Genomic DNA, 21,117 nt, shown 5'->3' with positions numbered 1-21,117 from the left:
AAGAAAATCAAATGAGAAGTTCCTGTTATTCTTTCAACTCGAACAATAAATCTTCACCAGAAATCACACAAACAGCACCATCTTGAATTAGTTGATGGGAGCCAGTTGAGTATTGTGTCAAAATATTTCCAGGTACAGAAAAAACAGTTCGACCGATTTCTAACGCTTGTTGTGCTGTTATCAAAGAACCACTCTTTTGCTTTGCTTCAATGACACAAGTGCCTTGTGACAAAGCAGCAATGATTCGATTTCTCATGGGAAAGCGGTATTGTTTTGGTCCTTCGTATGGGGGATATTCACTAAGTAAAAGATGATTCTTTCCAATTTCTGCTTGAAGAAATTGGTTTTCCTTTGGGTAGGCTTTTTTAATTCCTGTACCGATTACCGCAATCGTCTTTCCAGTATTTTTAATCGCAGCCAAATGTGCGTATGTATCGATTCCTTTGGCACAGCCACTAACGATGACATAGTTAGCATCTATGACCGGAGTTAAAAGTTCATGTACAACTTTTTTTGCCAAGACCGAGGTTTTCCTGCCCCCAACCACACTGAGCATCTTTTGTTTTAGTAGAGAAAGATCACCAGAATAAAATAAAAGAATCGGTGGTGTCGCAAGATGAAAAAGTTGCGGGGGATAGCACGGGTCAAGACAAGTAATGAATGACTGAGCTGTTTTAAACTTCGCAAAATTTTGATTGATTTGCCGCCAACTTTCTTGAAATTTTTCTCGATGACGAACAATTTTTTCGATTTCAATGATTTCATAAGAAGACAACTCGCATGTTTGAGTTTCCAATAAAGCCTGGACAACCGCCCATTTTCCTTGACTGCTAATTCCTTTCGCATAAGCTAATTTAAGTAAAAATCCTTCAATCTGATCCATGAACGAAAACCGCCTCTCGAAGTTACTTTTAAATAAAATACGCAAGAGACGGTCAAACATCTTAAGATAAATAATTTTTTATCGGTGCAAAAGAGCGTCGATGAATAGGGGTAATTCCTTGTGTTGCTAAGCCTTGTAGATGTTCTTTCGTTCCATAACCAGCATTATGGCCAAAACCATAACCTGGATATAGTTCATCATATTTTTTCATTAAATCATCACGATAAACTTTTGCAATGATACTTGCTGCCGCAATAGAAACTGAACGAGCATCTCCCTTGATCAATTTTTCTTGCTGGATTGGCAAATCCAGTGTCATGGCATCAATTAAGAGATAATTTGGACGTATCGCCAGCTTTTCTACAGCTTGGATCATTGCTAGTTTGCTTGCCTCATAAATATTGACCTCATCAATCTTTTTTTCATCAATGATGCCGATACCGATAGCAAGTGCTTTTTGTTGGATTTGGTCATAAAGCAGTTCTCGTTTTTTTTCTGATAATTGTTTCGAGTCATTTAATCCAAGGATCGGTTCGTCTTTAGGTAGGATGACAGCGGCCGCTACTACTGGCCCTGCTAAAGGTCCACGCCCTACTTCATCAATCCCCGCAATCCATTCATATCCTTGTTCATATGCCTGCTTCTCAAATAATGACATTTCCAAATATTTTTCTTGGATCAATGCCGTTTTTTTTACTTGTTTCTCAAAGGATAGAAGCGCTTGTTGTACCCCTTTTCGCTGATCTTGCTTTAGTTCGGCAATGAAGGGATCAGTTAACGACGTCACTGTTTTTAATCGTTCCTTGATACTTTGGATCGATTCACTCATCGCTTGTTTTCCCCATTTCTTCACATCGATCTAACGTGTAGCGCCCAAGTTTTCCTTGACGGATATCGAAGACTACCACTTCACTACCACGATCATAATCATCTTTATAGCCACGCTTTGCAGTAATCGTCATCAATAATTCAGGTGCTAATTGTTGTTCTGCTTCTTCTGGTAACTGATAGCGCTCCGCAATTCTTCCTGGATAGTAACGAGCGAAAAAATCTAAGCCATAGATAGCGAGATCATCTAAATGAACTAACTGGTCTTTAATGGCTCCGGTTAGTGCTAGTTTTTTACCGATCTCTTCATCTTCAAATTTAGGCCATAAGATTCCTGGCGTATCTAATAACTCTAATTCGCTACCTAGGCGCAACCATTGTTGTCCTTTTGTCACACCAGGTTTATTACCTGTTTGAGCAATTTTTTTTCCAACTAAGCGGTTCATCAATGTTGACTTCCCGACATTTGGAATACCTAAAACCATGGCTCTGATTGCTCGTGGTTTGATCCCTCGAGCGGCATCACGTGCTCTTTTTTCTTTCAGTGCTTCTTTGGCTGCTGGAATCAACGCTTTGATCCCTTTACTCTCTTGAGCGGTAATCGCTAATGCTTGATGACCTTGTTGTTGAAAATACGTTTGCCATAACTTCGTTTGTTGGGGGTCTGCTAGATCAGCTTTATTTAATAATACCAACCTTGGCTTTTGTTGGATGATCTGATCAAGCATTGGATTACGTGAAGACAAAGGTAATCGTGCATCGACTAATTCAAAGACGATATCGACATATTTCATTTTCTCAGAAACTTCACGACGGGCTTTTGCCATGTGCCCTGGGAACCATTGGATCGTCATAGAATAAATTCATTCCTTTCATATAAGGATTTCAAACCTTATTCTTACATTATCATATTTAACCTTAGTAAATCTATGCATACAAGTCTACTACCATCAAGTAAGTTGATTAGGCTCATTTTCCTTATATTATTCAAAGCAATTATTGGGTAGACTCTTTCAAAAGCAGCTCTGCAACTATCCATACTACCATGAACCTAAGATCAGCGATTATTTTTATGCATTTATCCTGACTTTACAATTTTTTAAAGTGGATACCGCTTTTTATTCATCAGTGGTTCGGCAGAATAATCCTTCTATCATGATACTAAATCTCAACGCCTTAGGGTATTTTTCTTTATCAAACATGTTTTGTACTTTTATTACTATTAATAAAAAGAAAATACATCATTATAAATAACAAAAAGGCGCCTGTTCCGTATTTTATCATATTTCCCTACTAATCGCACTCTCATTTTGGCATTTTCCGTTCTCTGGGTTCTTGATTCCTCCATGCTACAAATTGGTGAGATAACACATCCTTTAAGACTTCTTCGTGATCCATTACTCAATATAATTTGAGATATTTTTTCACTTTATTATCGATTCTGAGTTTTGGAATCATCAACTATCGATTATCCTTTTTCAGTTAAAAATGAGTGGAAAACTTCCAACTTGCTTTCTAAGGTTTAATCGATTGAGTTATTTATTTTTTTATTTAACGCTCTTGCTTGCTTTTTGCTCTCATTTTTTGCGTATAGATAAAAAGCAATGGTGTGTAAGATCAAATTTAAAATAAGATAAATTGCCAAAAGATTAATTGGTGAAATTGCCAAAGGCAGTTCGAATGAAAGCAAATTGAAAATCGCTAAACCCGCAACTGTATTTCCAACAGTCGCAATCAAAATATTACTGACTGGTTTCAGCGTAAGATGATTCCAAAGCACATCATACATCACACCAAAGACTAATGCACAAACTAGACTAACACCCATTACGTGCCAAAGAAAATAAACATGGATCATCTGTCCTTTCGCAAAGAAGCTTGTTATTATAAATATCAACCAGATGCTGCTTAACGAGAACGTTTGAAAAAAATTATGTTTTATCTGTTTACTCATACCCACATCTCCTTAAATTTTTTTACATAGTGACGATTCACAATAAATTTAGAACCATTTTTCATTTCAATTTCAACCCGTGCATTATCCGTAGAACGAAAAGCTTTAATAAAAGATCGATTAACCAGCGTACTAATGTTGATCCGCACAAATCCGTAACTTGTAAATTGCTTCTCAACTATTTTTAACCGTACAGCTAATAGATACCTCTCATTTGATGTAAAAACGACATGACACATCTGTTCTTTTGACTCGATTGAGGAGACATCACTTAATAGCCTGGAAACTTTCTTATTTGTTTTTGCATCAATTACTACGATTGTTTGCTCCGTAGTCAGAATAGCTTCTTTTATTCTCCCCCACGTTTTTTCGCAAGAAGAATGGGTAGTTACCTTCACTGTATCCTGTGCAATGTGATTATCAATTCCAAATTTTATTCTCAAATTTTCTCCTCCTTGCTTTGATACTCTCAGTTTAAGCCGTACGCATACCATATTCAATTCCTTTCCATGAGGTTGCACTTTTTCGCAAGAAGATTGCAAGAGATAGGAAACACTTCAATACTTCCTCCCTATTCAGGTGTACCCTGCTTCTTCAAATGAAGAATGTTCCTGTCTTTAATGATGAACGACATTCGATTGGGTTTAATCGTTTTTTCTAGTATTCTGCCGATAAATATATTCAATGAACGTTTATAAAACTGTAAAGAAGAATTCTTTCAGCACGCATCTTTTGACAACGTTTACATTTTAATAGATGATAGGATAAAAGAAAGGAGAGGTACAAATGAACAGTATGGTTTTTGTTAATTTCCCCGTTGAAGATGTAGACAAGTCTGTTGCTTTTTATGAAAAATTGGGCTTTAAGAAAAATGAAGAATTTTCAACTGACGAAGCAAGCGCTGTGGTTTGGGACGACACATTTTGGATCATGTTACTCTCTCACGGTTTTTACAAAAAATTCTTAAAAGACAAAGAAATCGCAGATAATAAAAAAACAAGTGGCGCCTTGATTTCTTTTAGCGTAGCAAATGCGGATGAAGTTAAAAAGTTTGCGAATACGGCGAAAGAAAATGGCGGAAGCTATCATGAAGTCGATATGGGCATGTCTGAAGAAGAAATGTTTTCACTTGAAGTCCAAGATTTAGATGGAAATACATTAGAGCCTGTCTGGATGAAAATGTAAATTTTTTAAAGCCCTCCATTAGAAAAACAGATGGAAGGCTTTTTTAGATAAATTATCTTGGTCTCCTATGCACTTATTTTGGCTTGTTTGACTAAAATAGTAGTGCTAGTAGATCTTCGTTATTAAAATGAAAGATATAATCTGAAACAGTCATATCATTTAATGCGTTTTTTATTTCTTCATAAATAAATTTTTGACCAAGTAATTGTTGTTCAAGAATACTTACATCTTTTTGTCCAAAAAAATCACCATAAAAACGAATCTCATTGATTCTCCCATGCAGTGTCGACAAACGGACGTCCACAATTCCAACTTTGGGGAGCCTGATTCTGCGTTTCACCGAAAACCTTGGTGTTTCACCATAGACCCAATCATCATTAGCATAACGATTCTGGACGATTTGTTCAATGTTTTGTTCATCTTTCTTCGTCAAATCTACCCTTTTATCTTCAATTTCTTGCAGATCATCGACCTGATAGACTTCACAAATCAGTGCATCTCTAAAGTCAGCGGTTTTTTCAAATTGATATTTTTCTTTTAAAAATGGTTTCAGATTCGTCACACTTTTTTTTACTGATTTCGTTGCTTTAGACTCAATTTTCTCTTTGGAAACCGTCAAAATTTTATCAAGAACGGACAAATCAACATCATACATTAATGTACCATGTGAGTATAACCGATTTTTTTTCGTATACATGGCATTACCAGAAAATTTCATTCCTTCGATATACATATCATTACGTCCACCAACTTCTGCTTTGGTTGCGCCCATTTTTCTTAATGCTGTGATAATAGGCGAGGTAATGGATTCATATTCACCAAATTTCATTGCATTTTTGCTGGTCACAAAGCTAAAGCTTAGATTTCCTAAGTCATCATATACAGCACCTCCACCTGAGGTTCGCCGAGTGAGTGTCACGTTTTTTTCCCTTAAATACTTGAGATCGATTTCTTCATAACTATTTTGGTTTCGTCCAATAATCACACAAGGTTTTTGAATATATAGTAAAAATAAAGGTTCATCACTGTCAAAACTGTTCATAAGATATTCCTCTGTTGCTAGATTTTTCCGAATATCTAAACTTTCCATGATATGATAACGCACTTTTATCCCTTCTTACTTTTTCTCCTATCATCTCTTTTAGAACATAAAATGGCAAGAAATTAGTTCATTTTATATCTTAATTGTACTATTTTAATCAAGTAAAAAAGCGACCTCCAAAAGTTAAAACAGAAAATCTAACTTTTGGAGGTCGCTTCCCTCTTCACTCTAAAACAAATTAGCGGTGGCATTAGCGTCTTGAAATCATCCTGAATGATCTCTTTTCTTTACCCAATCCATTTTATCTCGTTCAAAGGATAGTAAACAAAGCGAGCCTTACCCAATATTTCGCTTCCTGTAATCATTCCAAAGGAGCGACTGTCTTTCGAAACACGTCGATTGTCCCCTAAAACAAAGTAACTGTCGGCTGGCAGCTTTGTCTTATTCGTTAATTCTTCCAGAGTAAAGTCCGTTGTATAAGGACTACTTTCATGATCTGACTTTCTATTTTTCGTTAGAAAAGGTTCTTCGACCACTTTTCCATTCACTTTCAGCTGATCATTCTCATAGCTAATTGTCTCTCCTGGCAACCCGATCACTCGTTTGATATAAATCGTTCCATCAGCCAATTGAAAAACAACTACGTCAAACCGTCTGATTTCAGAAAATTTTTCCATTACAACCATGTCACCTTGTTTCAAGACGTTTTCCATCGAATTACCTTCCACTGGCACTGGAATAAGAAGAAATCCTCTTAAAATAAAAGCGATCAAGATGGAGCAAAGTACATATTTGATTATAAGCCAAAAACGGTCGATATAGCGTTGTTTTTTTGTCAATATCCATCATTCCACTCTCAAGGTTATCGTTCTTTCTCTATTATAGAAAAAAAAAACAAAAAATGCGACTAGATGTTTCCTTTTTGATCTTTTCTAAAAAATGAAGAAAACAAACGCAGAATCAATGGCTGTTTTCTAAATATTTTTCCCACACCTCATCAAATATATCCATAGATGACAAATAATCCACATTCAATTCTAGATAATCGGAAATTTCTTCATAACTCGTACTATGTTTAGGAAACTGGATATCTTTTCCTGCTTCTGTGGCGAAAACAGACTGTTGATCTGCTTGTTTACCGCCACGAAGAGTCATTAAATAATGATAGAAGCTTTGATTCACATTCTTTCCTCCCAGTTTTCTTTGACGAAAGCCGCTCTTCTTGCATGGTTTCGCTCAAAATTTTCAGGATTTTTTTTATAATAATCTTGATGTTCTGGCTCAGCCAAATAAAATGGTTGTGCTTTTTCAATCGTGGTCACGATCGGTTTTGTAAACCGACCACTAGCCGCTAATCGATTTTTACTTTCTTCCGCGATTCTCTTCTGTTCATTTGTCGTAAAGTAAATAACCGGCCGATAATTCTCGCCACGATCTTCAAATTGTCCAAATGCATCCGTTGGATCGGTTTGCTGCCAATAAATTTCCACTAATTCTTGATATGATATTTTCTCTGGATCATAGATGATCTCTACCGCTTCTGTATGACCAGTCGTTTTAGATTTGACTTGTTCATAGGTTGGAAATGGCACATGTCCACCTGTATAGCCAGACATGATCGTATGAATCCCTGGTAGCGTATCAAAGGGCTGAATCATACACCAAAAGCATCCTCCAGCAAAAATTGCTCTTTCCATCCTTCTCTCTCCCATCAATGACCCACTGTTTACTTCGTTACACTCGTGTCGGTGGTATCAGTATTCTTTGTCGTTTTATTGCTCGTTGTCTTTTCACCAGTTTCTTTAGGTAGATATAGACTAAAACGAATGTCATCATTCACTAAATCAATTTTATCTGCTTTGATGTACATACCATTTTGCATACGGAAGCGATCTAAACGTAGCATGATCGTCAAATCATCCGTATTGATTTCAATCCAATCAGGCAACTTATAATTTCGCTTGATCATATTCATGATATCTTTGATCGGTAGACTCAATGTGCCGATCGAAAGACTTTTCGCTTTTAATTGGACATTTCCATTTTCCATCACATATGGATCAAAGTACAGATAAAAGTTGATTGGAAATCCTAATACTTCAAACGTACCATTCAACATCGCTTCATTTTCAAGATAAAATTTATATTGAATACCTTGGTCTTTTTGATAATCTGTCAAGAAAAAACTGATCATTTGATTGACCTTTTCTTTATTGGTGTTGATGGTCAAGACTGGATCTCCTTGTCTTTGGGTGATCGCTGGCACCTTAGCAAAATCCGGTTCTCGATTCGCAAAAATCCGAGTACCTAAAAAGATGCTTGATCCAAAAACAACTCCTAAAAGGATCAAAAAAGCCCATTTCCAATAATTTTTCTTTTGAATTTCAGTATTCGTTTCTGTCGAAACCTTTTTTGAGCGTTTTTCCATTATTTCTGATCCTCCCTTGGCAACCATTGGTCTTGCGTTTCAATTAATTCATCTCGTACAGCATTTGCCATCAATTGATAGCCTAAGTTATTAGGATGAAAATGATCTTCTTCATACAATACATTATTTTTGCTATTTGACGTACTTTCGCTAGTACTTGACTGATTCGTTCCTTCTTCAGTTACGCCAACTTTTTGGTTTAACCCTTGATATAGTAACTCATTGATTGGGATAAAATAGCAGTTGTCCGCATTTTTGACAACAGACTCAGTCCCAGCATTCCAGTTGTTCACAATCGTCTGCATGTCTTTAATCTCAGGGAAGTTCAAATAAAATGGATTATAAATACCTAAGATGTAAACCGGTGCGTGACCATTTAACTTCCTAATTTCTTCTATCAGTTGTTCAACATTTTTCTGATACTTTTGTAATGGTCGCTTAAATGATTGGATACTAATCCCAAATAGATCGTTTTGAATCACTTTCATTAAGTCATTTCCGCCCACTGTCAAAGTAATAAAGTCAGCTGATTTAATGTTTGTTTGAATCTCTGAATTTTTCTTGAGCCGTTTTAAAATTTGATCGCTCCGTTCACCGTTTACCCCATAGTTTTCAATTTCAACAGCAGTCAGATCATAGCGATCTTTTAAATCGTTGGCTACTAATGGAACAAAACCACCTTGTTTCGTTTGATCTCCTATTCCTTCAGTTAACGAATCGCCGATAGCTACATAATGGATTTTTTCTTTTTGATCCGTCTTTTGACTAACTGTCGCTGCTGGTTTTAATAGCGGTTTAGCTTTTGGAATCGATAAAGATAGTCCTAAATATACAAATATAGCGATAAGTAATGGGAACAAAACGAGCAATAGTTGTCGTTTTGTTAATTTCATATCATTCACCTCATATTATTCGATTGTTTCTTATGTTATCAAAAATTAAAATAAAAAGGTAGTGTTTCTGAAAAAAATAAGAATTATTATAAAGAAAAAAAGGATAAAATCAATGGCTAACTGACCAATGATTTATCCTCTTGATTTAGTCAACGTAATACATGATTGCAAAGGCGTTTTTCCCCGTATGTGTTGCAATAACTGGATTCGTGTGTAGAACAGGAATCGTCATATCAGGAAATAATTCTTGTAGTCCTTCTTTAAATTCTTGAGCAAGCTCTTGAGCATCTGCATGAGAGATCCCAATTTGACGAACATTTGGTAGTTCTTTTAATTCTTTCTTCAAATTATTGAACCATTTGTCAAAGGTTTTCTTTCCTCGACCCTTAGCAACTGGGATCAACTCTCCATGAGTGAAATTCATCACAGCACGTATGTTCAATACACTTGACAATAAACCAGTCGCTCGGCTAATGCGCCCACCTTTGACTAAGTTATCTAATGTAGAGATCCCAATATATAATTTTGTATTTTCTTGTACTTTTTTGATTTCTTCAAGAATCTCATCAGCACTTTTTCCTGCTTGTGCAAGTTCAGCAGCGCGGATTACTTGGAAGGACAGCCCCTGATCGGTTGTATCACTATCGATGACAGTCACTTTCGTTTTAGTCAGATTGCTTGCCTGACGGGCCGCTTCAACCGTTCCACTCAATCCTTTAGTCATATGGATCGAGATAACTTCACTGCCATCTTCGCCAAGTTGATCATAGGTTGAAATAAATTCACCGATTGGCGGTTGACTCGTTTTTGGTAATGATTTAGCTTGAGCCATCATATCCATGAATTTTTCTCCACCTAATTGATCGTCATCAGGATAGACCACGCCATCGATCATGATAGCTAGCGGCATCACCTGGATATTTAAGTTATCTCGCACACTTTTTTCCATTGTACAAGAAGAATCTGTTACGATTTTTACATTTGTCATACTATCTCACTCTTCCTTTAACAAGATGCCTTTTGGTTTACAACAAGTACTAATAAAGGCAATTTCTTTTTTAAGTATAACAGACAACAGACGTTTTTTCATTAAATACCTCTACGAACGATTCCGTTTTCATCCAAAGATGTGGTATTGATCATTTCAATTTTATTAAAAAAGATATTTCCCAAAATGTGCTAAACAAGCTTTCAGGAAATACCTTTTTTCATCGGTTATTTATTTTCTTTTTCGTTGATATGTTTCAAATTGATGGGCATATGGATTTTTTTCGTCCATCTCCCCTTGGCTGATATTGATTAATGACCATTGATCCCAATCAACTTCTGGAAAATAAGCATCCCCTATAAAAGAATGATGGATGACTGTACGATACAGCACCGAACAAAAAGGAAGAAATTCTTTATAAATAGCTGATCCTCCCGCAACGAACAAAATGCCATCGTTTTCCTTTGCGTAATCCAATACTTCTTCAATCTCGTGCATAACCATGACATTGTCAGCTTGGTAATCACGATCTCTTGTCATCACGATTGTTTGACGGTTAGGCAACGGACGACTTCCCATACCTTCAAATGTTTTTCTTCCCATAACTAAAGTGTTTGCTTCAGTCATTTGTTTAAAAAACTTCAGATCATTGGGTAATCGCCAAGGCAGTTGGTCTTCTTTACCGATCAACCCATTTTCATCTTGTGCCCAGATAGCAGCTAACATTTCATCATCCTTTCTGTGTTCATACTGCGATTGGCGCTTTGATTGCTGGATGAGGTTCATAGCCTTCAACCTTGATATCATCCATTTCAAAATCAAACACAGATTTTTTTTCTGTATTTAAAACTAATTTAGGAAACGCACGCATTTCTCTTGAAAGTTGTTCTTTCATTTGTTCCACATGATTTGAATAGAGATGAGCATCACCTAAAGTATGGATAAATTCACCAACTTCTAATCCAGTTTCATGCGCAATCAGATGGGTTAACAAAGCATAACTGGCAATATTGAAAGGCACACCTAGAAATACATCACCACTCCGTTGATACAATTGACAACTTAAACGACCATCATGAACATAAAATTGAAACATCGTGTGGCAAGGCGGTAACGCCATACTAGGAACATCTTCTGGATTCCAAGCAGACACGATCAAACGTCTTGAATCAGGTGTTTTTTTGATTGCTTCAACCACTTCCTTGATTTGATCGATAAACCCACCATCTTTCGTTTCCCAATGGCGCCACTGGTACCCATAGATGTGACCTAAATCGCCATATTTTTCAGCAAATGCGTCATCAGTTAAAATTCTTTCACAAAATAGCTGACTTTGTTTTTGATATTGTTTATTAAACTCAGGATCAGAGATGCTTCGATGGCCAAAATCAGTCATATCTGGCCCATGGTATTCATCACTTTTGATATATCGTTCAAATGCCCATTCATCCCAGATATGATTGTTATTTTGTAAAAGATAACGGATATTCGTATCCCCTTTTAAAAACCATAACAATTCACTCTTAATCAACCCAAAAGGAACCCGTTTCGTTGTTAATAATGGAAATCCTTTTTGTAGGTCGAAACGCATTTGATAGCCAAAAATGCTGCGTGTACCGGTACCTGTTCGGTCGCCTTTTTCATGTCCTTCTTCTAGTAGTTTCCTGCCTAAATCAAGATATGCTTGCTCCATTTTTTTCCTCCTAGTCTTCTACCCATTCGCTTAAGTATTCCCAACGAGCCATTTTCTCATCTAATTTGCTTTCTGCTTGTGAAACGTTTGCTTGTAATTCTTGTAAACGAGTAAAGTTATCTCCTTGATGATTCATTTCTTCTTGCAGCTCTGAAATCTGTTCTTCTAATTCAGCAATTTCATCTTCGATCGTTTCCCATTCTTTTTGCTCTAAATAAGAAAGTTTCTTTTTTGTTTCCTTTTTACCGTCAGCAGCCGGCTTCGTTGGTTCATTCATTTTTTCTTTACCTAAAGGCGCTGTATCTTTTTGTGTCAATAAATAACTCGACATATCCCCATAATATAATTCTTGCTTAGCATTTCCTTGAAAAACTAATAATTTTTCTGCTACTTTGTCTAAGAAATAACGGTCATGTGATACAGTAATCACGGCACCTGGGAAACTCTTGAAATAATCTTCTAAAATGGTCAGTGTGGCGATATCTAAATCATTCGTTGGTTCATCCAAGAGTAAAACATTAGGTTGTTGGATCAGCAATTTCAATAGATATAGTCGACGTTTTTCGCCACCAGATAATTTTTTGATCAATGTGCCATGCATAAATCGAGGAAATAAAAATCTTTCCAATAATTCAGCCACACCAATTTGCATACCTTCTGCCGTTTGAGCTTCTTCAGCTGCTTCTTGCAAATAAGCAATCATGCGTTTTTCGGGATTCATCTCTTCATTTTCTTGTGTATAGTAGGCGATACGAACAGTCTCACCAACCGTAAACGTACCATTATCTAAAGGAATACGTCCCGCTAAAATGTTCAGTAAGGTTGATTTACCGGCACCATTTTTCCCAGTGATCCCTAAACGTTCTCGTGATTGAATCAACAAATCTAAATGGTTGATCAGCAATTTCCCTTCAATAGCATATGTTCCATCTTTGATCTCTAATACTTTTTTTCCTAAACGTTTCGTTGCGATATTCAATTCGAGGTCTGCTTCATGATTGACTTGATACAAGTTTTCTTTAAGATCCTCAAAACGATTGATGCGTGCTTGTTGCTTCGTTCCGCGTGCTTGAACTCCAGCTCTCATCCAGGCTAATTCTTGTTTGTACAGGCGCTTTCGTTTTTCTTCTTGTTCCACTTCCACACGATCTCTTTCAGCTTTTTCTAAAATATAAGCTTCATAATTCCCTCGATACTCGTGTAGTTGTCCAAATGATAGTTCAAAAATGCGATTCGTCACTCGATCCAAGAAATAACGATCATGGGTGACCATTAATAACGATCCACGATACTGTTTTAAGTAATTTTCTAACCATTCAATCGCTTCATAATCCAAGTGGTTCGTGGGTTCATCTAATAATAATAAATCAGGCTCATCGATTAGGACTTGTGCTAAACTTACACGTTTTTTTTGTCCACCTGACAGTGCGCCAATCTTTTTGTCTAATTCACTGATGCCTAATTTTTGTAAGATAATCTTAGCATTTGTATCTGTGGTCCAAGCATCTTCTTTGTTCATTTGTTCTTCTGCCTTGGCATAACGTCTCTGAACGCTCTCGTCCTCGCCATTCTCAGCTAACACAAGCAAAGCTTCCTCATATTCTCTCACGGTACGGATTAATGGACTATTTCCTTGAAAAACCGCTTGAAGTACAGTCAATTCATCAGAAAATTCGGTTGTCTGTGACAAATATCCAATTCGATAATCATTCGGATAAAAAACTGTTGGTCGATCTCCATCCCCACTGTCGATACCTGCTAAAATATTTAATAAACTTGTTTTTCCAGTTCCATTAGTTCCAATCAAACCGATTCGGTCTTTTTCGTGGATCAAAAAAGAAATCTGGTTAAATAGTTCTTTTTCACCATACGTTTTATTGAGGTCAGTTACTTTTAATTCTTTCAATCCATTCCCTCCTCATCTTGGTTATTGTATCATAAAATAATTTAATTACGGATATTTTTCTATTGTCATCTTAGACAAAATAAAGGGAGAAAATAAGATAGTGTTGATTTTTTCATTAGAGTGGGATAATAGTTAGAAAAAATCTGATTATTGCCTCATTTTTTTAAGGTACACAAAAAGCACACAACCTTGTATGATTAAAGTGCCTAAACAAAAATCAAAGGAGTGTGCTTTTTTGTATCTATAAAATAAAAAAAATTTTATGTTTTGACTATCTATAACGTTCCTATTATAAAAAATAATTAGAAAGATGTTAATTATTCGATTATAGCTACTGCTCTAACCCAACCAGCACTAGCATTTTTAATTTTTATCGGATAACAACTGATTTTAAACCCCGTGGAAGGTAATTGATCAAGACTGGTTAATTTTTCAAGCTGACAATAAGATTTCTCGATTCCTGCAAAATGCCCTTCCCAAATAAGTGAAGGGTCTCCGGTCTTATCAAATTCTTTTGCAATGAATGGTAAAGGTCTGTCCCATGACCAAGCATCGGTACCTACCACTTTTATTCCTTGTTCGAGTAGCCATAAAGTTGCTTCTCTTCCTACACCGCACCCACTGATTAAGTAATTTGATGTTCCCCAATATTGATCCGCTCCAGTCCGAATTAAAACAATGTCCTTTTCTTTTAATCGATAGTCCATCGCATCTAAAGCTACTTTAAAATCCTCGATTTCTAATCGATATCCGTCTGGTTTGTTTGAAAAATCAAATACAACACCATTACCGTAACACCAATCAAGAGGAATTTGCTCAATTGTCCAAGCTGGCTTACCTTTATCCATTGTTGGATGGTAGTGATAAGGAGCATCTAAATGAGTACCTGAATGCGTAGTCAAGTGAATTTTTTCGATCGCCCATGCTAAACTAGCAGGCAAGTGTTCTTTTTTTGCTGTTCCAAAGAAACGAAGCATATCGTTGACGCTTTGTTCATGATCAATGTATGAAATTTTAGGTATCATTTCCTCTGGATCACTGGGCAAATCATTTTCTATAGTGATACTTAAGTCAACTAATTTCAATGTCTAACAACTCCTTGAATGATTATCTAAGTTTTAATATTAACTAAAAAAATTTTTCTATTTTACTTTTTTTTGATGATTTTTGAATTTATTTTTTATAGTGATAGTCTGATGGACAATCAATGAATTATGTCATTAAATAAAGGATAAACGTTAAGAACGATGCTTCTATCAGTTTACAACGATTAGAAAGGTGAAGAAAATCTTGAAAAATAACTGTCATTTATCCTATTGATTTTATAATGTGGAAGTCCAACATAGTATACTTTACTTGATTTTTCGAGACTAGAAGAAATATCTTCTTTACATTAATAGAAAAATATATTACAATTTTTTCGAATATCGGAGGATCCTAAGGGATTGGATAAGATTACTCTTATCCAATCCCTTTTTTGTCTTCTGATATCTAATTTTTCTTAAGGAGGTACGAAATGGAGAAGAACTGGTTTTACGTTATCTTCGGAGGTTTTTTAGAAATTTTTTGGGTACTTTGTTTAAAAAAATCAGAGAATTTCCATCATTTTTTCTATTCCATTTTGACGATTTTGCTCGTTGTTATTAGCTTTTATTTATTTGCTAAAGGTATGGAAAGCTTACCTACTGGAGCAGCATATACAGTGTTTACTGGAATAGGTGCAGTCGGAACAATCATTTTTGGTATTTTATTTCTGAAAGAAAGTGTATCTGTGCAAAAAATATTGTTTTCTGCATTATTAGTTATAGGAATTTTGGGTCTAAAAATCACAACAAAGGAGGAATAATCTGTGGATATACTTTATCTTATACTAGCAGGAATAGCAGAGATCATAATGGTCTTTTCTCTTAAAAATTCACACGGATTTAAAAAAATAAATTGGAGTATTATAACTATTATTTCTGCAGCCTCTAGTTTACTACTTTTATCGCATTCAATGAATACATTAGAAGCTGGGGTTAGCTATAGTATTTGGGTAGCTTTTGGTTCCATTGGTTCAATGATCCTTGGAGTATTTTTATTTAAAGAAAAAATGAACTGGCTACAATTTACTTCCATGATTATTATTTTATTTTCTGTGATTGGCCTAAAACTAGTTAGCTAATTAAATTGAAGAATCTATTGTCATTTGTGAGACTGGGACAAAACTTGTCTCAGTCTCTTCTACTATCACTAAAGCTGTTTGCTAATTGAAAGCCATTTTCTTTTAAATACGCTTCAAATGCTTCTTGTGTGGTTTGAGTTTCATTCGGATCAAGCTTGGCACAAACCTCTCCGTTTTAAGCGATTATCTGGGCTTTTCCTTCAAAGTAAGGTTTTTCTTGACGTTCCTGATCTTTTCTTGCAATTGATAGATCATAGATGTTGTTGGGGTTTGGACTCTACCTAAGGACAAACTTACTGGTATGCCTTTTTGCTGCAAGAGTAAACTATACCATGGGTTATCATTCATACCATCAATGAATCAACGTGAAATAACAAAAAATCTGAGACAGAATGAGGTTCATTCTGACCCAGATTTGATTTTACGACACTCATCACTCTTTATTGACAAAGAGCCGTTTTATCTCAGTCTCTTCTTCTTTGATGATTCATATTATCCATTCGTTAGCGATTCTCAGTTTTCTGTTTGTCCACCTCAAATCATTTTTGTGTATGATACGGCTCAAGCTAGACAAAGCAATGCATTAAGTGCATGAATAATCACGCTGAACACTTACTCAACTTTTTTAGCCGGAAGCGAACGTTTTCTTGCCCGCAATGCGAATTTAAATGAAAAATCATCAACTGGCTTATTCATAGTATAGGATTCCAGTAAATTAATATTTTTCCGATAACTATTAGCAGAAAAAGTTGTGATTTTCTCAGCTTCTTCATACTCATCAACGATTTTGCGCTCTAAGTAATAGCCACGCAACATTTTTTTAGAATAAAGACTGTCTTGTTGGATCATCCAAGAGGAGATCAAATTTCCTGAAGCCATTTTGATGCCTTCCATTTTTCGTTGTTGGATGAAAAAGTTGACCATTGTTTCATCATAAACATCGGTTAGGTTTTCTAAACTCTCAATGATCAATTGTGTGTTTTTTTGATAGGTTTCCCGAATTTCTTGAATATCTTTTTCGGAAATCAGTGTCTTTCGATCTGATTTTTGTCGTTGCCAGAACATTTTGGGATGTAAGATGATCCGAATCAACCGTCGAACAAAAATAAACCAGAAGCCGACAAACGACAGTACCTGACTAGTAATAGAGTGTTCAAAATTAGCAAGAAATCGTGAATAAAAACGATAGCCATTTGAGGAAAGCTTACCAGAACGATAACTTTTATCTAACCCATCACGTTCGATGGATAAAATCAATGCTTGAATTTCTTGTACTTCTTGCTTTTCATCATCAGAAAGATCTTTTAAATAAAGATCACGGATACGCTCTTGATAGTTTTCGATCACTGCTTCAGTTGCTAAATATTCTTTTGAATCTTTATCTAACGTTTTGATTTCAGATTTCAATACTTCAATGACTTCTTCTAGGATCATTAAAGCATTCAAATCTGTTTTCACTACCTCTTCCGTTTCTGTCAACAGGGGTAAAACCACGATTCCTACGATCAGTGTTACCAAAATAACTCCTGCCGTCAAAAATAATAATAAAGAGCGCTGATAAAAAATCATTTGGTTAATCGTAAAAGGTAAGATGAAAATCGTTGCTAAACTAACCGTTCCTTTCACACCACCAAAAGTTAAAATCAAAATCTCATTCAATTGTTCCTTGAATTCTTTTCCTTTATATTTAAATAAATAAAAAAGACTGATCGAAACAAAGCGAATCATAAATAAGATCATTGAGATCAACAAAATCGTGATTAACAGCAACCAGTTTGAATAAAGCCCATCTCCCCAAACTGGAGAAAATACTTGGGTTAATTCAATTCCTAAAAAGATAAAAACTAACGCATTCAGCGTAAATGTGATTGTTGTCCATGTACTATCGGACAAACTTGATAACTCCGCATCAAACACCGAGATTTTTCTAAATCCCGAAGCTTGCAATACCCCAGCTACTACTGCGGCAATAATCCCTGAAACATCAAATACTTCTGCTAAAACATACGCTAAAAACGGTAATAGCAATTCAATTAACAAGTAACCTGTCACATCTCTGGCAGAAGCCTTCTCAATCAGATTAATCACTTTTCGTTTGACCCAGACAAGTAAAAAGCCAACGACGGCTCCTCCTATACTAGAAAACACAAGTGTAAATCCTGCGTTGACTGCAGAAAAAGAGCCCGTGATCAATGCAGCTAATGCAAATTGAAAGGCGGTAACACCTGAAGCATCATTTAATAATCCTTCGCCTTCTAAAATATGCATCGCTTTATTTGGGATATTCACCCGTCCAGAGAGCGAGCTGACAGCGACAGCATCGGTTGGTCCAAGAGCCGCTCCAAAAGCAAAACAAGCAGCTAATGGCACGCTGGGTAATAAAAACGACAGCGTGAAACCAACCCCGACTAATGTCAGGATTACCCCTCCAAAAGCCAGAAATAAAATCGTATCAAAGTTTTTCAGGATCGAGGATACATCGGCTTTTTCTCCTTCACGAAAAAGCAACGGCGCAATGATCATCACTAGAAAGAGTTCTGGTTCAAAGTTGATCGATTGGCCCCATTCTGTTAAGCCTAAGATGATACCAAGAAATATTTGGATCAGTGGAGCTGGGATCATAGGTAAAATGCGGCTAGCTATATTAGATAAGGTGATCGTTACAGCAAATACGATCACTAACTCAGCAAATTCCATGGTCCGTCCCCTTTATTTTTTATTTTGAGCGAGTACCTTTAGAAATTGTTCTTTTTTCTTCAATATTTTGTTTTCTACCACTTCTGCTTGTACATTGTTTCCTTCTAATTCACACTGTACTCGCTTTGATTCTAAACGTAGCAAATCATGTTTCAATCGCTCAAGCTGACGATACATGATGATATTTTTCTTTCGCAGCTTACAAAGGATTTGCCGACGATCTTCCATTGAAAACGCACCATAACGATCATGCAACAGTTTCTTTTGTTCTTCAAACCTCTTCCTCATTTTTAAGATCTCCTAAATGCAAACTTGATCTTCATGAAACACTGAACGTTAAAAGGAAAAGGATTCCCCTTTATTAGACAAGTTCAGCTGGATTCAAAGAATAAGTTTGCTTGAATTTCAGAAACTCATTCTATTCCAAATGGAAGAAAATATCAAGTGCGGAAAACACACCAAAAAAGGAGCTGGGAAACCATTTCCGCTCCTTTCTCAGCTATCCATTAAACTTTGGTTTTATTCAAAAAACTCGCCATAGATATCTTCAACACGTTGATCCGGATTGATCACGATGTATAAATTACCTGTTTTTTCACTGATTTTAGTTGATTGGTATTGATTATCCAATCCTTCTGTTCCTTTATCAAGATAAGGGAAATAAACTAGGTCAGGTGTACCATTGCGATAAAGAATCTCCATCCGTTCAATATCTTCATATTTTAATGCACGGTTGAACATACCCATCTCTAATCCACCTAAGTTGATGTCGTGAGTTGCTACGGAATCACCTTCGTGAAAAATTTCGATCTTAAATCCAGCACAAGGATGGATTTCCATAAATTCACTACCATTGATTCGTCCAAAACTCGTTGTTATTTGTTTGATCCACAAATCACCAATATGGCGACGATTGATCGTCCACGTTTCGCCGTTTCGGAAATAAAATTTTAGCGCTGTCATTTCTTTACTCATAAAAAAATCCCCTTTTGACGTCATTTATTCTGGTTCCCTTTTAGTTTAGCACACATCCCACGCGAAGGTCACATCTAAAGTTTTTTCAAAGATGTGAAACTTTAGAAGCGTTCCACTATTGACAAAAAAATCCGGAAGCAACTCCCCAGCAATAAGCGAGGATTTTCTAAATAGGAGAAGTTTTTAAATTCCTCACTTATTACTCAGAGCTGATTGCTTCTTTCAGAACCTCTATTAAAGCGCGACTTCGACATTCATCGAAATCTATAAATGGTTATTTTGCTGGAGATAATCAAAAAGGGCACTTGCTTCATTTGCTAAATTTCCCTCTACCACTGCTCTTTCTGCAGCTTGAAGTGCATCACTGACCCATTTCCCTGGTTTCTTGTCACTCACACTAAGAAGTTTCTTCCCATCAATTGCTAATTCTCGCATGGATGTGATCGGTAATTGATCATAGCGCTTTGCTACTTGATCTAGTTGAGGTGTTTCACCAAAATAAATCATAAGTTCCTCTGTCTTCAAAGCGTTCTCTTTCCCCAAATGATAGAGTACCAATGGTTCTAACATCTGTCTTTTGCGTTGAGTCAATCCATAAACGATCATTTGAACTTCTCGAATCATTTGGTTGGAACATTTCCATTCCTTTAAGAAAGGTCGGATCTCACTTTCTTGAAGCCCTAACTGATCGATCAGCAATACCCACGCCTGACTTTCAGTTTGCAATGGTTCATCTGGTAAATCGGCAAAACGTAACAAGGCTTCACCATAGTCTCTTAAACCTGGACAATAAATATAACATTGCGTCTCAACGAATGTTCTCAATCCTGTAGAACGCTCTTTCCCTAATAACATTTTGATGAATTCCACATTAATCCGTTCGACAGAAATTTTTCCTAATAATGAATGGTTGGCCTGAATGGCCGCAGCCGTTTCTTGCTCGAGTGTAAACCCAATTTGACTAACAAATCGAATCCCACGCATCATACGCAAAGCATCTTCATGAAACCGTTCCTGTGGATCGCCTACTGCTCGAAGGATCTGGTTTTCTAAATCAGCTAACCCGTCAAATAAATCAATGATTTGACCATCTTCTTTTAATGCAAATGCATTGATCGTAAAATCACGTCTTTTTAGATCCTCTTCAAGTGAACGGACAAATTCGACATGATCTGGACGACGATAATCTTGATAGGTCGATTCTGTCCGAAAGGTCGTGATTTCATATTGTTCCTCTTCAGCCAAGACCAAAACGGTGCCATGTTCAATGCCGATATCAATGGTTTTCGGAAAAAGTTGTTTGATTTCTTCTGGGAATGCACTTGTTGCGATATCTACATCATGGATGGGTTGATCCAACAAGATATCTCTGACGCTTCCCCCGACAAAATAAGCTTCAAAACCCGCTTGCTCCAATTTATTCAAGACAGGAATCGCTTTTTGGTATTCTCTTGGTAATTGTTTTAGTTTCATTGTTTTCC

At 36.2% G+C, this 21,117-nt stretch carries 23 protein-coding genes and 1 pseudogene; 3 read left to right on the top strand and 21 right to left on the bottom strand.

What is annotated here, in order from left to right:
- Nucleotides 1-25 precede the first annotated feature (25 nt).
- From dprA to IGL30_RS04740, 5 genes are all read right to left on the bottom strand, one after another.
- Complete coding sequence (gene dprA, locus IGL30_RS04760) at nt 26-883, bottom strand: DNA-processing protein DprA (RefSeq protein WP_123874863.1); 858 nt, start codon at nt 881-883, stop codon at nt 26-28.
- Nucleotides 884-944: 61 nt separating this feature from the next.
- Entirely contained in the window at nt 945-1,712 is a 768-nt protein-coding gene (locus IGL30_RS04755; protein ID WP_034700297.1) for a ribonuclease HII, read from the bottom strand.
- Nucleotides 1,705-2,565 carry a ribosome biogenesis GTPase YlqF gene (gene ylqF, locus IGL30_RS04750; protein ID WP_010719467.1) on the bottom strand — a complete coding sequence of 287 codons (861 nt, stop codon included), beginning with the start codon at nt 2,563-2,565 and terminating at the stop codon, nt 1,705-1,707. Before ylqF ends, IGL30_RS04755 begins: the two co-directional genes overlap by 8 nt.
- Before the next feature lie 668 nt (nt 2,566-3,233).
- The gene (locus IGL30_RS04745; RefSeq protein ID WP_123874864.1) at nt 3,234-3,665 is read right to left on the bottom strand and encodes a hypothetical protein; all 432 of its coding nucleotides are present in this window, start codon (nt 3,663-3,665) and stop codon (nt 3,234-3,236) included.
- A complete protein-coding gene (locus tag IGL30_RS04740) occupies nt 3,662-4,108 on the bottom strand; it encodes a LytTR family DNA-binding domain-containing protein (protein ID WP_034700296.1) in 447 nt (148 codons plus the stop codon). The genes IGL30_RS04745 and IGL30_RS04740 overlap by 4 nt, the downstream gene beginning before the upstream one ends.
- A 343-nt stretch (nt 4,109-4,451) precedes the next feature.
- Here IGL30_RS04740 and IGL30_RS04735 point away from each other — a divergent pair, with 343 nt between their 5' ends.
- The gene (locus tag IGL30_RS04735) at nt 4,452-4,850 is read left to right on the top strand and encodes a VOC family protein (protein WP_010737374.1); all 399 of its coding nucleotides are present in this window, start codon (nt 4,452-4,454) and stop codon (nt 4,848-4,850) included.
- A gap of 91 nt (nt 4,851-4,941) precedes the next feature.
- Here the strand turns inward: IGL30_RS04735 and IGL30_RS04730 are convergent, their stop codons facing one another.
- The 11 genes from IGL30_RS04730 to IGL30_RS04680 all read right to left on the bottom strand — a co-directional run bounded on the left by IGL30_RS04730 (nt 4,942) and on the right by IGL30_RS04680 (nt 14,885).
- The gene (locus IGL30_RS04730) at nt 4,942-5,955 is read right to left on the bottom strand and encodes a lipoate--protein ligase (protein ID WP_088745527.1); all 1,014 of its coding nucleotides are present in this window, start codon (nt 5,953-5,955) and stop codon (nt 4,942-4,944) included.
- A gap of 224 nt (nt 5,956-6,179) precedes the next feature.
- Nucleotides 6,180-6,731 carry a signal peptidase I gene (gene lepB, locus IGL30_RS04725; RefSeq protein ID WP_034700293.1) on the bottom strand — a complete coding sequence of 184 codons (552 nt, stop codon included), beginning with the start codon at nt 6,729-6,731 and terminating at the stop codon, nt 6,180-6,182.
- A gap of 121 nt (nt 6,732-6,852) precedes the next feature.
- Nucleotides 6,853-7,074, bottom strand: a complete 222-nt coding sequence (locus tag IGL30_RS04720; RefSeq protein WP_010719473.1) for a YozE family protein — start codon at nt 7,072-7,074, stop codon at nt 6,853-6,855.
- Nucleotides 7,071-7,589, bottom strand: coding sequence for a peptide-methionine (S)-S-oxide reductase MsrA (msrA, locus tag IGL30_RS04715; protein ID WP_123874865.1), 519 nt, complete (start codon nt 7,587-7,589; stop codon nt 7,071-7,073). The genes IGL30_RS04720 and msrA overlap by 4 nt, the downstream gene beginning before the upstream one ends.
- A 29-nt stretch (nt 7,590-7,618) precedes the next feature.
- A complete protein-coding gene (locus tag IGL30_RS04710; protein WP_088745529.1) occupies nt 7,619-8,320 on the bottom strand; it encodes a YpmS family protein in 702 nt (233 codons plus the stop codon).
- On the bottom strand, nt 8,320-9,213 hold the full coding sequence (locus tag IGL30_RS04705; protein WP_088745530.1) for an SGNH/GDSL hydrolase family protein: 894 nt from the start codon (nt 9,211-9,213) through the stop codon (nt 8,320-8,322). Before IGL30_RS04705 ends, IGL30_RS04710 begins: the two co-directional genes overlap by 1 nt.
- Before the next feature lie 145 nt (nt 9,214-9,358).
- On the bottom strand, nt 9,359-10,201 hold the full coding sequence (locus tag IGL30_RS04700; RefSeq protein ID WP_010719545.1) for a DegV family protein: 843 nt from the start codon (nt 10,199-10,201) through the stop codon (nt 9,359-9,361).
- Between the two features lie 231 nt (nt 10,202-10,432).
- Nucleotides 10,433-10,927 (bottom strand): dihydrofolate reductase, encoded by a 495-nt coding sequence (locus tag IGL30_RS04695; protein ID WP_088775137.1) that lies wholly within the window; start codon nt 10,925-10,927, stop codon nt 10,433-10,435.
- A gap of 19 nt (nt 10,928-10,946) precedes the next feature.
- Complete coding sequence (locus tag IGL30_RS04690; RefSeq protein WP_123874866.1) at nt 10,947-11,894, bottom strand: thymidylate synthase; 948 nt, start codon at nt 11,892-11,894, stop codon at nt 10,947-10,949.
- Nucleotides 11,895-11,904: 10 nt separating this feature from the next.
- On the bottom strand, nt 11,905-13,800 hold the full coding sequence (locus tag IGL30_RS04685) for an ABC-F family ATP-binding cassette domain-containing protein (RefSeq protein WP_123874867.1): 1,896 nt from the start codon (nt 13,798-13,800) through the stop codon (nt 11,905-11,907).
- Between the two features lie 317 nt (nt 13,801-14,117).
- Entirely contained in the window at nt 14,118-14,885 is a 768-nt protein-coding gene (locus tag IGL30_RS04680; protein ID WP_123874868.1) for a cyclase family protein, read from the bottom strand.
- Between the two features lie 431 nt (nt 14,886-15,316).
- Here IGL30_RS04680 and IGL30_RS04675 point away from each other — a divergent pair, with 431 nt between their 5' ends.
- A complete protein-coding gene (locus IGL30_RS04675) occupies nt 15,317-15,646 on the top strand; it encodes a DMT family transporter (RefSeq protein WP_053766436.1) in 330 nt (109 codons plus the stop codon).
- 3 nt (nt 15,647-15,649) lie between these two features.
- Nucleotides 15,650-15,964 carry a DMT family transporter gene (locus IGL30_RS04670; RefSeq protein ID WP_010719551.1) on the top strand — a complete coding sequence of 105 codons (315 nt, stop codon included), beginning with the start codon at nt 15,650-15,652 and terminating at the stop codon, nt 15,962-15,964.
- Nucleotides 15,965-16,046: 82 nt separating this feature from the next.
- Here the strand turns inward: IGL30_RS04670 and IGL30_RS04665 are convergent.
- The 5 genes and pseudogenes from IGL30_RS04665 to IGL30_RS04645 all read right to left on the bottom strand — a co-directional run.
- Nucleotides 16,047-16,312: pseudogene (locus IGL30_RS04665) on the bottom strand (type IA DNA topoisomerase); the annotation flags it as partial.
- Nucleotides 16,313-16,576: 264 nt separating this feature from the next.
- The gene (locus tag IGL30_RS04660; protein ID WP_010719552.1) at nt 16,577-18,661 is read right to left on the bottom strand and encodes a cation:proton antiporter; all 2,085 of its coding nucleotides are present in this window, start codon (nt 18,659-18,661) and stop codon (nt 16,577-16,579) included.
- A 12-nt stretch (nt 18,662-18,673) separates the two neighbouring features.
- Nucleotides 18,674-18,949: a hypothetical protein gene (locus IGL30_RS04655; RefSeq protein ID WP_123874869.1), complete on the bottom strand. Its 276-nt coding sequence runs from the start codon at nt 18,947-18,949 to the stop codon at nt 18,674-18,676.
- A 231-nt stretch (nt 18,950-19,180) separates the two neighbouring features.
- A complete protein-coding gene (locus tag IGL30_RS04650; protein ID WP_010751262.1) occupies nt 19,181-19,636 on the bottom strand; it encodes a hypothetical protein in 456 nt (151 codons plus the stop codon).
- Between the two features lie 264 nt (nt 19,637-19,900).
- On the bottom strand, nt 19,901-21,109 hold the full coding sequence (locus tag IGL30_RS04645) for a CCA tRNA nucleotidyltransferase (protein WP_123874870.1): 1,209 nt from the start codon (nt 21,107-21,109) through the stop codon (nt 19,901-19,903).
- Between the last annotated feature and the right edge of the window lie 8 nt (nt 21,110-21,117).

Source organism: Enterococcus sp. DIV1089c (genome assembly GCF_050530965.1).
Lineage (GTDB): Bacteria > Bacillota > Bacilli > Lactobacillales > Enterococcaceae > Enterococcus_B > Enterococcus_B hirae.
The sequence above is the reverse complement of the archived record's forward strand: the minus strand, read 5'-3'. Positions and strand labels throughout refer to the sequence as shown.